The sequence below is a fragment of the Mesobacillus sp. LC4 genome (assembly GCF_053543455.1).
Genome location: NZ_JBGCUB010000005.1, coordinates 111,763 through 124,180 on the forward strand (window position 1 = coordinate 111,763; position 12,418 = coordinate 124,180).

At 43.0% G+C, this 12,418-nt stretch carries 13 protein-coding genes; all 13 read left to right on the forward strand.

Annotation, left to right across the window (positions count from 1 at the left end; genetic code table 11):
• The first annotated feature begins 6 nt into the window (after positions 1–6).
• Genes AB5I83_RS16070 through AB5I83_RS16130 form a run of 13 tightly spaced genes read left to right on the forward strand, consistent with a single transcriptional unit; the run spans position 7 to position 12,413 of the window.
• Positions 7–672 carry a flagellar biosynthetic protein FliO gene (locus tag AB5I83_RS16070; RefSeq protein WP_448976640.1) on the forward strand — a complete coding sequence of 222 codons (666 nt, stop codon included), beginning with the start codon at positions 7–9 and terminating at the stop codon, positions 670–672.
• Complete coding sequence (fliP, locus tag AB5I83_RS16075) at positions 665–1,330, forward strand: flagellar type III secretion system pore protein FliP (RefSeq protein WP_167831739.1); 666 nt, start codon at positions 665–667, stop codon at positions 1,328–1,330. Before AB5I83_RS16070 ends, fliP begins: the two co-directional genes overlap by 8 nt.
• Before the next feature lie 14 nt (positions 1,331–1,344).
• The gene (fliQ, locus tag AB5I83_RS16080) at positions 1,345–1,614 is read left to right on the forward strand and encodes a flagellar biosynthesis protein FliQ (RefSeq protein ID WP_167831738.1); all 270 of its coding nucleotides are present in this window, start codon (positions 1,345–1,347) and stop codon (positions 1,612–1,614) included.
• A gap of 4 nt (positions 1,615–1,618) precedes the next feature.
• Entirely contained in the window at positions 1,619–2,395 is a 777-nt protein-coding gene (fliR, locus tag AB5I83_RS16085) for a flagellar biosynthetic protein FliR (protein ID WP_167831737.1), read from the forward strand.
• Entirely contained in the window at positions 2,396–3,481 is a 1,086-nt protein-coding gene (flhB, locus tag AB5I83_RS16090) for a flagellar biosynthesis protein FlhB (RefSeq protein WP_448976643.1), read from the forward strand.
• Positions 3,482–3,516: 35 nt separating this feature from the next.
• Complete coding sequence (flhA, locus tag AB5I83_RS16095) at positions 3,517–5,553, forward strand: flagellar biosynthesis protein FlhA (protein WP_448976644.1); 2,037 nt, start codon at positions 3,517–3,519, stop codon at positions 5,551–5,553.
• Positions 5,550–6,728, forward strand: a complete 1,179-nt coding sequence (flhF, locus tag AB5I83_RS16100; RefSeq protein WP_448976646.1) for a flagellar biosynthesis protein FlhF — start codon at positions 5,550–5,552, stop codon at positions 6,726–6,728. The genes flhA and flhF overlap by 4 nt, the downstream gene beginning before the upstream one ends.
• The gene (locus AB5I83_RS16105) at positions 6,721–7,587 is read left to right on the forward strand and encodes a MinD/ParA family protein (protein WP_448976648.1); all 867 of its coding nucleotides are present in this window, start codon (positions 6,721–6,723) and stop codon (positions 7,585–7,587) included. The genes flhF and AB5I83_RS16105 overlap by 8 nt, the downstream gene beginning before the upstream one ends.
• A 7-nt stretch (positions 7,588–7,594) precedes the next feature.
• A complete protein-coding gene (locus AB5I83_RS16110) occupies positions 7,595–8,680 on the forward strand; it encodes a protein-glutamate methylesterase/protein-glutamine glutaminase (RefSeq protein WP_448976650.1) in 1,086 nt (361 codons plus the stop codon).
• A gap of 19 nt (positions 8,681–8,699) precedes the next feature.
• The gene (locus tag AB5I83_RS16115) at positions 8,700–10,763 is read left to right on the forward strand and encodes a chemotaxis protein CheW (RefSeq protein WP_448976652.1); all 2,064 of its coding nucleotides are present in this window, start codon (positions 8,700–8,702) and stop codon (positions 10,761–10,763) included.
• A gap of 45 nt (positions 10,764–10,808) precedes the next feature.
• Entirely contained in the window at positions 10,809–11,264 is a 456-nt protein-coding gene (locus tag AB5I83_RS16120; RefSeq protein ID WP_448976654.1) for a chemotaxis protein CheW, read from the forward strand.
• Positions 11,265–11,281: 17 nt separating this feature from the next.
• Positions 11,282–11,923 (forward strand): chemotaxis protein CheC, encoded by a 642-nt coding sequence (locus AB5I83_RS16125; protein ID WP_448976656.1) that lies wholly within the window; start codon positions 11,282–11,284, stop codon positions 11,921–11,923.
• Entirely contained in the window at positions 11,916–12,413 is a 498-nt protein-coding gene (locus tag AB5I83_RS16130) for a chemotaxis protein CheD (RefSeq protein WP_448976658.1), read from the forward strand. The genes AB5I83_RS16125 and AB5I83_RS16130 overlap by 8 nt, the downstream gene beginning before the upstream one ends.
• Positions 12,414–12,418: the final 5 nt, after the last annotated feature.

The window sequence follows — 12,418 nt, forward strand, 5'->3', positions numbered from 1 at the left end:
TAGAGGGTGCGGCAATTGTTAAGAATAATCCGAACTGCCTCGACAATTCTTTTCTTATTAGCTGCTCTGTTAAGTCCAATTGGCTTGGCGAGCGCAGAGCAGCTAAATAAAAGCGTGCAGGATTGTATGAAAAAACCTGAATCGTGTGATGATGGACAGGCAGATAAGACAACAAAGCAATCAGACGATACAAAATCCCAGGTAGGGGTCGGTTTTCTTGATTTTCTCAGAATGATCCTTGCTACAGCCTTTGTGGCTGCGTTAATATACTTTCTCCTAAAATTCATCAATAAGAAGAGCATCATGTATAAAAGCTCGCAGCTTGTTGAGAATCTCGGAGGCACCAGCCTTGGCGCCAACAGATCAGTCCAGATCGTCAAAGCAGGCAATAAACTGCTCATAGTAGGTGTGGGAGAAAATATACAGCTATTAAAAGAAATTGATGACCCAGAAGAGTACAGCCAAGTCATCCAGGAATATAACAATAAAATGGAACAGCTTGTGCAGCCAAGCGATATTGTGACAAGGTTGCTTAAAAGAGCGAAAAAAGATGGCGGCAATCAGCGTTCAGAGTTTTCCGCATTGCTGAAGAATCAGTTGAATGATATGGCGAGCGGAAGAAAGAAAATGCTTGAGGAGATACAAAAGAAAGGGTCAGAAAAAGATGAATGAGTTTATGGAGTTTTTCAACAGCAGTGCTCCTGAGAGTGTTTCGACATCCGTGAAGCTGATGCTCCTGCTGACTGTACTTTCTATTGCGCCAGGCATCTTGATTTTAATGACAAGTTTTACAAGGATCATCATCGTTCTTTCCTTTGTCAGAACGGCGCTTGCAACACAGCAGATGCCACCTAACCAGGTGTTGGTCGGGCTTGCGATGTTCCTATCATTCTTCATCATGGCACCAACTTTCCATGAAGTGAATGAACAAGCTCTGACGCCTTTATTTAATGAAGAAATCAATTTGGAGCAAGCGTATGACAGGGCATCAATCCCTTTCAAGGAATTCATGAGTGCGCATACGAGGCAGAAGGATTTAGCGTTATTTCTTGAATATTCCAAGGCTGACACACCTGAATCTGTTCAGGATATTCCTTTGACAGCTCTTGTTCCGGCATTTGCAATCAGTGAAATCAAAACTGCATTCCAAATCGGGTTCATGATTTTCATTCCCTTTCTGGTCATCGATATGGTCGTGGCTAGTGTCCTGATGTCGATGGGGATGATGATGCTTCCGCCAGTCATGATTTCACTGCCATTTAAGATCTTGCTTTTTGTCATGGTCGATGGATGGTATTTAGTCGTGAAATCCTTATTACAAAGTTTTTAAGCAGGTGAATGAAAATGACATCAGAAGGTGTTATCTCGATAGCAGAACGAGGAATTTATACAGTTTTAATGATTTCTGGGCCTTTGTTGATTCTAGCGCTGGTCGTTGGTTTGATTGTCAGTATTTTTCAGGCTACTACACAAATCCAGGAACAGACACTGGCATTCGTTCCGAAGATTGTGGCCGTCCTGGTTGGAGTGATTTTCTTCGGTCCATGGATGCTAAGTTATATGCTGAGCTATGCAACGGAGATTTTTTCGAATCTTACAAGGTTTGTAGGCTGATGGGATGCTAGATTTCATTCCTTCGTTTCCGGCTTTCCTGCTGATTTTTGTAAGGGTGACGTCCTTTTTCTTGATGATGCCTTTATTTTCATATCGGACGATTCCCGCCACACATAAAGTAGGGCTTGGATTCATGCTTTCCATCATCATGTTTACCGCAATAGGAGCGCCTGAAATCGATATAGACAATACGTATTTCCTGCTCATCATCAAGGAAGCAATGGTTGGTTTGTTCATAGGCTTCATTGCAGCATTGATGATGGCAGCCATACAGATTGCCGGGGGATTCATCGATTTCCAGATGGGATTTGCGATTGCGAATGTCATCGATCCACAGACAGGGGCACAGAGTCCGTTGATGGGACAGTATTTATATACGATTGCCCTTTTGTTTCTACTGACAGTCAATGGCCATCATCTGTTGATGGACGGAATATTTTACAGTTATAATTTCATCCCGATCGATCAGGTGGCGATTCCGTTTGGAAATGAAAATATCGCCGAATTCATCATCCTGTCTTTCAATAAAATGTTCATTATCGCCTTCCAGATGTCCCTGCCTGTGGTCGGCAGTTTGTTCCTGGTTGATGTTGCGCTCGGGATAGTAGCAAGGACCGTTCCGCAATTGAATATATTCGTGGTCGGGCTGCCGGTTAAAATCGCTGTCAGCTTTCTCGTACTTATTGCGGTAATGGGCGTGCTGATCATGGTCATATCGGATCTTTTTTCCACGACTCTTGCAACGATGAGAGGTTTGATGGAATTGATCGGAGGAGCTTAAATGGAATTTTTGAGGTTAGATCTGCAGTTTTTTGCAGGTGAGAAAACAGAAAAAGCGACTCCAAAGAAGAGACAGGACGCGCGGAGAAAAGGACAGGTTGCCAAAAGCCAGGATGTCAACACCGCCATTGTCCTGCTCTCTGTGTTTTTGTTTTTGATGTTCTTTGGCCAAGTGATGTTGGAGAGGCTGATTGGAGTCCTGCGCCATTCCTTGCAAAATTATATGTTTATGGAATTGACTGCCAATAATATTGAATCCATTGTGATTGAAATATTGGCAGAATTGGTCATCTTCCTGGGTCCGGTCATGCTCGTCGCGTTGATTGCAGGAGTGGCTGCCAACTACATTCAAGTTGGCTTTATGTTCTCAACCGAAGCGATACAAATGAAGCTTGAGAAAATTAATCCGATCAGCGGTTTCAAGAGGATTTTCTCCATGAGGGCAATCGTTGAACTGCTAAAATCAATCCTCAAAATCACATTTGTAGGCTTGATCGCTTTTTCAGTCCTGTGGTTGAGATTAGACGAGGTTCTTCTGCTCGCTAATAAGAGTGTTGGTGCAGCATTGGCAACGATTGCCGGCCTAACACTGCAAATGGGCCTTTTTGCTTCCGGAGCATTGCTATTTTTATCATTATTGGACTATCTGTACCAAAAATATGATTATGAAAAAAGTATCCGTATGTCAAAGCAAGACTTGAAGGATGAGTATAAAAATATTGAAGGTGACCCTCTTATCAAGTCTAAGATCAAGCAGAAGCAAAGAGAGATGGCAATGCGGCGGATGATGCAAGAAGTTCCAAAAGCGGATGTGGTCATTACGAACCCTACCCACTTCGCGATCGCGTTAAAGTATGACGAACAGAAAGCTGATGCTCCAATCGTTGTGGCGAAAGGTGTTGACTTTGTCGCACAGAAGATCAAATTGATTGCTAAGGAAAATGATATTATGAGTGTCGAGAATCGACCATTGGCCAGGGCTTTATACAGCCAGGCTGAAATCGGTGATGCTATCCCTGAGGAATTTTTCAAAGCGGTGGCAGAAATCCTGGCCTTTGTGTATCAAACAAAAAATAAAGTGCTGTAATTCTTCAGGTATGCAGTGTTTAGGAGAGAAATAGTATGTCAGCAAGAGACCTGTCCGTCCTGCTTAGTGTCATCTTAATCGTAGCCATGTTGATCATTCCGTTCCCGCCTTGGCTGTTGAGTGTACTAATCATGGTAAACATCTCAATTGCACTTCTGGTGCTGTTGAACACAATGAATATGACTGAACCGCTTCAGTTTTCTGTTTTCCCTTCACTGCTGTTGTTGTTAACTCTATTCAGACTTGGTCTGAATGTATCGACAACACGTTCCATACTTTCCAAAGGTGAAGCTGGAGGCGTTGTTGAAACCTTCGGTACCTTTGTTGTCGGGGGGAATGTGGTAGTCGGGATGGTCGTGTTCCTAATCTTGATCATCATCCAGTTCGTCGTCATCACGAAAGGGTCCGAGCGTGTATCAGAAGTGGCAGCAAGATTTACCCTTGATGCAATGCCCGGTAAGCAAATGAGTATCGATGCTGATTTGAATGCAGGCATGATATCTGAACAGCAGGCGCGTGAACGACGTGAAAAAGTAAGTCGTGAGGCTGATTTTTATGGTGCAATGGACGGTGCGAGTAAATTCGTAAAAGGAGATGCGATTGCCGGCATCATCATCGTCCTGATCAACTTGATCTTTGGAATTGTCATTGGCATGACACAGCAAGGTCTCGGGATTGCGGATGCAGCGCAAAAATATTCCCTTCTGACAGTTGGCGATGGGATTGTCAGCCAAATACCGGCTCTCTTGATCTCAACGGCAACGGGTATTGTCGTTACTCGAGCTGCGTCTGACGGGAATCTGGGAATTGACATTACCTCACAGTTACTGGCTTATCCTAAAATGCTGTATGTAGGAGCAGCTACGATATTCCTGCTAGGGTTGTTTACGCCAATACACGATTTGTTGACGATTCCAATCGCTGCGCTGATGGCATTTGGCGGTTACTCCTTCTCCCGTGTTCGTGAGCCTGATACGCAGCAGCTGCAAGAAATGGAAGAAGACATTCAGATGGACGAAATGAAGAGTCCTGAAAGTGTTGTCAATTTATTGAATGTTGATCCAATCGAGTTTGAATTTGGATATGGTCTGATACCACTTGCAGATGCTAACCAGGGCGGAGACCTTCTCGACAGGATCGTCATGATCAGAAGGCAGCTGGCCATTGAATTGGGACTGGTCATTCCGGTAGTCAGGATCCGGGACAATATCCAGCTCCAGCCGAATGAATACAGACTGAAAATCAAAGGGAATGAAATGGCCAGAGGAGAATTGCTTCTCGATCATTATCTGGCGATGAGTCCTGGGATTGACGATGATTCCATCGAAGGAATCGATACAATCGAACCAAGTTTCGGTTTGCCAGCTAAGTGGATTACAGAAGAAATGAAGGAACAAGCAGAAATCTTTGGCTATACGGTTGTCGATCCGCCTTCTGTTGTCTCGACCCATATCACGGAAGTCATTAAGGCTAATGCACATGAGCTTCTGGGCAGACAGGAAACGAAACAGCTGATCGATCACCTTCGTGAAAGCTATCCGATCCTTGTTGAGGAAGCAACTCCAAATCCTTTATCAGTAGGTGAAATCCAAAAAGTCCTCGGCAAGCTGCTTAGGGAAAATGTATCCATCAGGAATCTGCCGATTATTTTTGAAACACTTGCTGATTATGGCAAAGTGACAACAGATACTGATATCCTTGCTGAATACGTTCGTCAGGCACTTGCAAGGCAAATCACTAACCAGTATTCGCGAAATGGAGAAAGCCTGAAGGTGATTACATTATCAGGAAGAGTGGAAAAGGTGATTGCGGAAGGTGTTCAGCAAACAGAGCACGGCAACTACTTATCTCTTGATCCAGCAGTTTCTCAAGGAATTCTGGAATCGGTGGCAAGCCAGGTAGAGCAATTGAGCATTATGGAACAAACACCGATGATTCTCTGCTCACCTGCGGTCAGGATGTATGTGCGTCAGTTGACAGAAAGGTATTTCGCGCAAATCCCTGTATTGTCGTATAACGAGCTTGAAGCAAATGTTGAAGTCCAAAGTGTCGGGGTGGTGAATGTAGAATGAAAGTGAAAAAGTATACAGCTTCATCCATGCCTGAAGCTATGAAACTCGTCAGGGGTGAGCTGGGAAGTGATGCAGTGATCCTTAATTCCCGTGTCGTCCAAACAGGAGGATTCATGGGCTTTTTTAAGAAGAATAGCATTGAGGTTATTGCTGCCATTGACCCAGACAACGACATAAGTGCAAAGCCAGCTCCAATGGACTCACTACCCAAATTCTCTCGCCCTGCGACAATGGGAAATGGCCCCAAGAAAGATCCACCAGCTTTGCAGATGAAACCAATAGGAGAAACACCGCAAAAAGCTGATAAGGACCTTATGAAAGAGATTTCTCAGTTGAAGGAATTGCTAAAGGGGTCAGGGAAGATCGAAGGTGTCACTCTGCCGGGACCGGTCAGCATGAAGATCCAACACCTGAGGGACCAAGAAATTGATCAGGAAATCATTGGCGAATTGACTGCAGTCTTGCTTGAAAAATGGTATATCGGTGGTGCTGCTGCAAATGGTGATGAAATCAATGAATGGAGTGCAGCAAGTATTGAACAAAGGCTCTCACCTCTAAATTTCGGAGGAGTTTCCTTTAAGAAGAAGTTTGTCAATGTGATTGGCCCTACTGGAGTGGGGAAAACGACAACACTTGCGAAGATTGCTGCTGATTGTGTATTGAAGCATCAAAAGAAAGTTGCTTTTATTACAACAGACACATATCGAATCGCTGCGATCGAGCAGTTGAAAACATATGCGAAAATTCTCGATGTCCCAATAGAGGTTTGCTACAACATGGATGATTTCAAGATGGCAACAGATAAATTCTCAGACTATGATCTTGTTTTTATCGATACAGCCGGACGAAATTTCAGAAACCAAAAGTATGTTAACGATTTAAAGGATGTCATCGACTTCGGAAAGGATATGGAAACTTATCTGGTCCTGGCTTTGACAGCAAAACAAAAAGATATGGAAGAAATCAGGAAGCAGTTCTCCTTGATTCATATTGATAAATTCATTTTTACAAAACTGGATGAAACTTCGGTAAATGGAGCAATGCTCAATATGGCGATAAAATTCTCTACTGGAATTGCCTATTTGACCAATGGACAAGATGTCCCGGATGACTTGATCGAAGCGAATCCAAAGATGGTGGCAAATACAATTCTTGGAGTCAGCACCTATGAATGACCAGGCAGAAAAATTAAGAAACCGACTTAAAACGAACACTCCGGCTAAGGAAGCGAAAACTCTTGCAGTGGTAAGCGGGAAAGGCGGCGTAGGGAAATCGAATTTTTCACTTAATTTTTCGATTTCCCTGGCAAAAAAAGGGTATAAGGTTTTGCTGTTTGATCTTGACATCGGTATGGGAAATATCGAAATTTTGATGGGGAAAAGTTCATCACTCTCCATTGCCGATTTTCTATCAGGGAGATCATCAATGGAGGAGGTTATTTTCCAAGGGCCATACGGTGTCGAGTATATCTCTGGCGGAACAGGTTTAAGCCAGTTAGTCAGGATGGACCGTTCCAGCGTCGAGTACTTCACCTCTAGCTTAAGTGAGGTCCTAAGAAAATATGATTATCTCATTTTTGATATGGGGGCCGGTTTGAACGAGGAAACTTTATCCATCCTCCTGTCTGTGAATGAGATATTCGTCATCACAACGACAGAGCCAACCTCCTTGATGGATGCATATGCGACTATGAAATACATCCACCTTTCAGATTCAGAATTGCCTTTCTATTTGGTCGTCAACAGGGCTGGTTCTGTAAAGGAAGGCAATGAAACAATGGCAAGGCTGGATGATGTTCTAGGGAAATTTTTAGGAAGGACACCGATTAAGCTTGGAATGCTGCCTGATGATAAATCGGTCCAGGAAGCAGTCAAACGCCAGATTCCTTTTACAATGTTCAACGAACGGTCACAAGCTTCTAAAGGAATGGCGGCGATTATTGAAAAATATATCAATAAAGCGAGCTACAATGCCGAAAAGAGAGATAACAGAAGTTTTACAACAAGATTGAAGCAATTCCTTTTCGAAAGGTAGTGGTCGAGTGGCAAAAATAAGAGTTCTCATCGTAGATGATTCAGCTTTCATGCGGAAGCTGATCAACGACTTTCTATCAGAACACCAGGAGATTGAGGTAATTGGTACGGCCCGTAATGGTGAGGATGCCATTAAAAAATGGCGGGAATTACGACCCGATGTCTTAACACTTGATGTCGAAATGCCGAAACTAAATGGCCTGGAAGTATTGAAACAGATCATGAAGGAGCAACCTATTCCGGTTGTCATGCTTTCCAGCACCACGAAAGAAGGTGCGGACACGACGTTGCAGGCGATTCAAGCGGGTGCTGTAGATTTTGTGGCAAAGCCATCAGGATCGATTTCTATTGATTTACATAAAGTCAAATCTGAGTTAATCCAAAAAGTGTTATCGGCAAGCAAAGCTAATTTAACCAAAATGAAGGTCCTGGAAGATTCAATAACGGCTAACAAGAAATCGAACATTGGCACAGGTATGAAGCTGCAGCCAGCAGATCACGTAACGACAAGGGGATTGACACAATCTAAAAAGGTTGTCTGCATCGGAACTTCTACTGGGGGTCCGAGAGCGTTGCAGCAAGTGATAACTTCATTGCCAAAAGGCTTGGATGTACCAGTGCTTATCGTTCAGCATATGCCGCCCGGTTTTACCAAGTCGCTTGCCGACCGACTGGACTCCTTAAGTGAGATCAGAGTCAAAGAAGCGGAAGATGGCGAGTTGCTGCAAAAAGGGACTGCATACATAGCACCAGGTGGCTTTCACTTGATGGTCAAGAGCTTGGGATCATCCCTGGCAATTTCGCTTAGCCAATCACCGCCTCGTAGTGGACATCGTCCATCTGTGGATGTAATGTTCGAATCGATCAGCGCCATTAAGAACTACACTAAAATTGCTGTCATCATGACCGGAATGGGAACAGATGGTTCTAAGGGACTGGTTGAAATGAAAAAAAATGGCATAGTTAAAGCAATTGCTGAATCACAGGATACGTCAATTGTTTTCGGGATGCCAAAAGCAGCAATAGCAACAAACATGGTTGATGAAGTAGTGAATGTAGAAAACATCGCGCAAACAATCATGAATTATATATGAGGCCGGAGGTACTGTGCACATGGAATTGAATCAATATCTTGAAGTCTTTATTGAAGAAAGTAAAGAACATTTACAGGCCTGTAATGAACAATTGTTGGAATTAGAGAAGAATCCACAGGATTTATCGATCATTAATGAAATTTTCAGGTCAGCTCATACTCTTAAAGGGATGTCAGCGACCATGGGTTATGAAGATTTAGCAAGCCTTACTCATCAGATGGAAAATGTACTGGATGCCATTCGGAATAACAGATTAACGACAACTCCTGAAACGATTGATGTGATTTTCATGGCGGTTGACCATCTCGAGGATATGGTTCAGTCGATAGCGGCTGGAGGGGATGGCAAAAAAGACGTAACGGAAACGGTTGAAAAGTTAAAACTCATTGAAAAGGGAGAACTTCTGTCAGGTTCCGCTACTAAAGAGGTTGCAGCTTCAGCCGTATTAGAAGCTGATCAGGAATCCCGCTATGATGAATTTGAACTGACTGTTTTAAAGCAGTCCAAAGAGCAGGGATTTGGTGTATATGAGATCGAAATCGCTTTGCGAGAAGATTGCTTACTGAAAGCAGCCCGAGTCTATATGGTTTTTGAGGTGTTGGAAAAGATAGGTGAAGTAATCAAAGCAAACCCATCAGTCGAGCAGCTGGAAGAAGAACAATTTGACCAGGAATTTTCAATCACGATTGTCTCAAAAGAGAATCCAGAGGATATTAAAGCAAAAATCATGAAGGTTTCTGAAGTAGTTAAAACCGACATCAAGTCATTAGCTTTTGATGAAGAGAACAATGAATCGAATGATGAAGTTTTTTCTAAGTCAAACGCATCTGCCCCTGAGGTAGTGGGTTCATCTGCTATGGAAAAAACTCAATCAATTGAATCTGAAGTGGCGCCGGTTCCTGAGAAAAAAGGCAGTGCCAAACAGCAAAACAATAGCAGCAAAACGATAAGGGTAAATATTGAACGGCTTGATATCCTTATGAATTTATTTGAAGAGCTTGTCATAGACCGAGGCAGACTGGAACAAATCTCGAAAGACCTTGATAATGGTGAGCTTACTGAAACGGTCGAAAGAATGTCGAGGATATCTGGTGACTTGCAAAATATTATTCTGAATATGAGGATGGTCCAGGTAGAAACCGTATTCAATCGCTTCCCGAGAATGATTCGTCAGTTGGCAAGAGACTTAAACAAGAAGATCAACCTCGAAATCGTTGGAGCGGAAACAGAATTGGACCGTACGGTCATCGATGAAATCGGCGACCCGCTTGTGCACTTATTAAGGAATTCAGTTGACCATGGGATTGAATCACCTGAAGAGCGGAAGGCAAAAGGTAAAAACGAAGAAGGTACTGTTGTGCTGCGTGCCTTCCACAGTGGCAATCATGTATTCATTGAAATCGAAGATGATGGTGCTGGGATCAGCAGGGATAAGGTATTGAAGAAGGCCATAAGCAAGGGCATCATTACTGAACAATCTGCTGCAGGATTCACTGATAAACAGGCATATGAATTAATCCTTTCCTCAGGCTTCTCAACCGCGGAGAAGATATCTGATATCTCCGGCAGGGGAGTAGGTTTGGACGTTGTAAAAAATACAATCGAGTCATTGGGAGGCTCTATATCGATTGATTCAAAGGAAAATGAGGGAACCATTTTCTCTATCCAGCTGCCGCTGACATTATCAATCATTTCGGTCATGTTGGTCGAAATCCAGAAAGAGAAATTCGCCATTCCTTTGTCCTCCATCATTGAGACAGCGATAATCAAAGACTCTGATATCATGAATGCGCATAATCAAAAGGTAATTGATTTTAGAGGCAAGGTCGTACCACTACTGTTCTTAAAGGATATCTTTGAAGTACCATCAGAACCAGCTGAGGACCAATTCCACTCTGTCATTATCGTTCGAAAAGGAGACAAAATGGCTGGCTTGGTTGTAGACTCTTTCATCGGACAGCAAGAGGTAGTCCTTAAATCATTAGGGAATTATTTAACAAATGTATTCGCAATCTCGGGAGCTACAATTCTCGGAGATGGACAGGTAGCATTGATTGTCGATTGCAATGCCTTAATTAAATAGATTCCTGCTTAAACGAATGACGATGATATTTTAGGAGTGATAAATATGGCTGAAAACGTGGTTTCAGACTTAAAAGTAATCGTGTTCCAGTTGAATGATAAAGAGTACGGTGTTCCTGTAAGCCAAGTTAAATCTATTGAAAAAATCATGCATATCACAAGGGTGCCTCATACGAATCCTTTTGTAAAAGGTGTCATGAACCTTCGGGGAGTAGTGACTCCCCTGTTGGACTTACGTGTCCGATTCGGCATGGAAGAGCAAGCATACAACGAAGGGACTCGCGTCATTATCGTTTCAATAGATGATAAAGAAGTAGGCTTGATCGTAGATGGAGCAAATGATGTCATAGATATTCCAACAAGCAAAATTGAACCTCCGCCTGAGGTCGTTGGCTTGGCAGCAGAAGGGTTCATTGACGGAGTGGCCAACCTGGATAAGAGGTTATTAATATTAATTGATTTAAACAAAATCCTTGAGTCCGATGAAGCAGTAGCTTTGTAGTTGAAGGGAATAAGACTATGAATTTTTTAAAAAGTATTTCGGAGATACATCTTGATATTCTAAAAGAAGTAGGGAATATTGGCGCCGGCCATGCTGCAACAGCATTATCAACCCTACTGAATACAAAGATCGATATGAAAGTGCCCAGAGTCAGGGTCGTATCGTTTGATGAAGTGATGGAACTGGCCGGCGGTGCCGATAATGTGGTAGCCAGCGTATTTCTTCGAATTGAGGGAGATGCTCCCGGCAGCATGTTTTTTATCCTGCCGCTGCCACAGGCGGAGAAATACATCGGCCAGTTAATAAAAAAACAATCATTTTCGTTTTCAGAAGAACAGGAAAATGAGCTGGCATTATCTGCTCTCCAAGAACTAGGGAATATATTATCAGGATCATATTTATCATCCCTTTCTGATTTCACACAGCTGAGCCTGTATCCATCCGTACCTGCGTTAAGTATTGATATGGTAGGTGCAGTCATCAGTTTTGGGCTATTGGAATTGTCTCAGGTAAGCGACTATGCAATCGTAATCGATACGGCTCTGGATGAAGAAGATGCTCAAATGCCTGACAGTGTGAATGGACACTTCTTCCTTCTCCCAGATCCGGAGTCATTCCATATTATTTTTTCTGCACTAGGAGTAAAGGTGGATGCATAAAACAGCAGAAATCATCAAAGTTGGAATTGCTGATATGAATATTGTTAAAGTTCCAGATCTCATTCGAACCACTGGCCTTGGCTCCTGTGTTGGTGTGGTATTGTATGATCAGGCAAGAGAAATCGCTGGCATGGCGCATATCATGCTCCCTGATTCGGCTTTATCACGAACAGAACCGCTGAACAAAGCAAAATTTGCCAATACAGCCATTAAGGAGCTTTTAGACGCTTTGATAAGAGCAGGTGCAAGGCCAATGGGAATAAAGGCAAAGCTCGCTGGCGGTGCTCAAATGTTCCAGTTTTCCGGAAGCAGTGACATGATGAGAATTGGACCTAGGAATGTAGAGGCAGTTTTACAGGAATTAAGCCTGCTAAAGGTACCCGTCATTTCGTCTGATGTTGGAGGTAATAGCGGAAGGACAATCGAGTTCGACCCAAAAACCGGTTTGATGCAAATCAGGACAGTTAATAAAGGGAATAGTGAAATATAATTCAT

Excerpts from the sequence above, each read along its gene's own strand:
- flhA (WP_448976644.1), top strand. The coding sequence starts at position 3,517 with ATGTCAGCAAGAGACCTGTCCGTCCTGCTTAGTGTCATCTTAATCGTA.
- AB5I83_RS16105 (WP_448976648.1), top strand. The coding sequence starts at position 6,721 with ATGAATGACCAGGCAGAAAAATTAAGAAACCGACTTAAAACGAACACT.
- fliQ (WP_167831738.1), top strand. The coding sequence starts at position 1,345 with ATGACATCAGAAGGTGTTATCTCGATAGCAGAACGAGGAATTTATACA.
- AB5I83_RS16130 (WP_448976658.1), top strand. The coding sequence starts at position 11,916 with ATGCATAAAACAGCAGAAATCATCAAAGTTGGAATTGCTGATATGAAT.
- AB5I83_RS16120 (WP_448976654.1), top strand. The coding sequence starts at position 10,809 with ATGGCTGAAAACGTGGTTTCAGACTTAAAAGTAATCGTGTTCCAGTTG.
- AB5I83_RS16115 (WP_448976652.1), top strand. The coding sequence starts at position 8,700 with ATGGAATTGAATCAATATCTTGAAGTCTTTATTGAAGAAAGTAAAGAA.
- fliP (WP_167831739.1), top strand. The coding sequence starts at position 665 with ATGAATGAGTTTATGGAGTTTTTCAACAGCAGTGCTCCTGAGAGTGTT.
- flhB (WP_448976643.1), top strand. The coding sequence starts at position 2,396 with ATGGAATTTTTGAGGTTAGATCTGCAGTTTTTTGCAGGTGAGAAAACA.
- fliR (WP_167831737.1), top strand. The coding sequence starts at position 1,619 with ATGCTAGATTTCATTCCTTCGTTTCCGGCTTTCCTGCTGATTTTTGTA.
- AB5I83_RS16125 (WP_448976656.1), top strand. The coding sequence starts at position 11,282 with ATGAATTTTTTAAAAAGTATTTCGGAGATACATCTTGATATTCTAAAA.
- flhF (WP_448976646.1), top strand. The coding sequence starts at position 5,550 with ATGAAAGTGAAAAAGTATACAGCTTCATCCATGCCTGAAGCTATGAAA.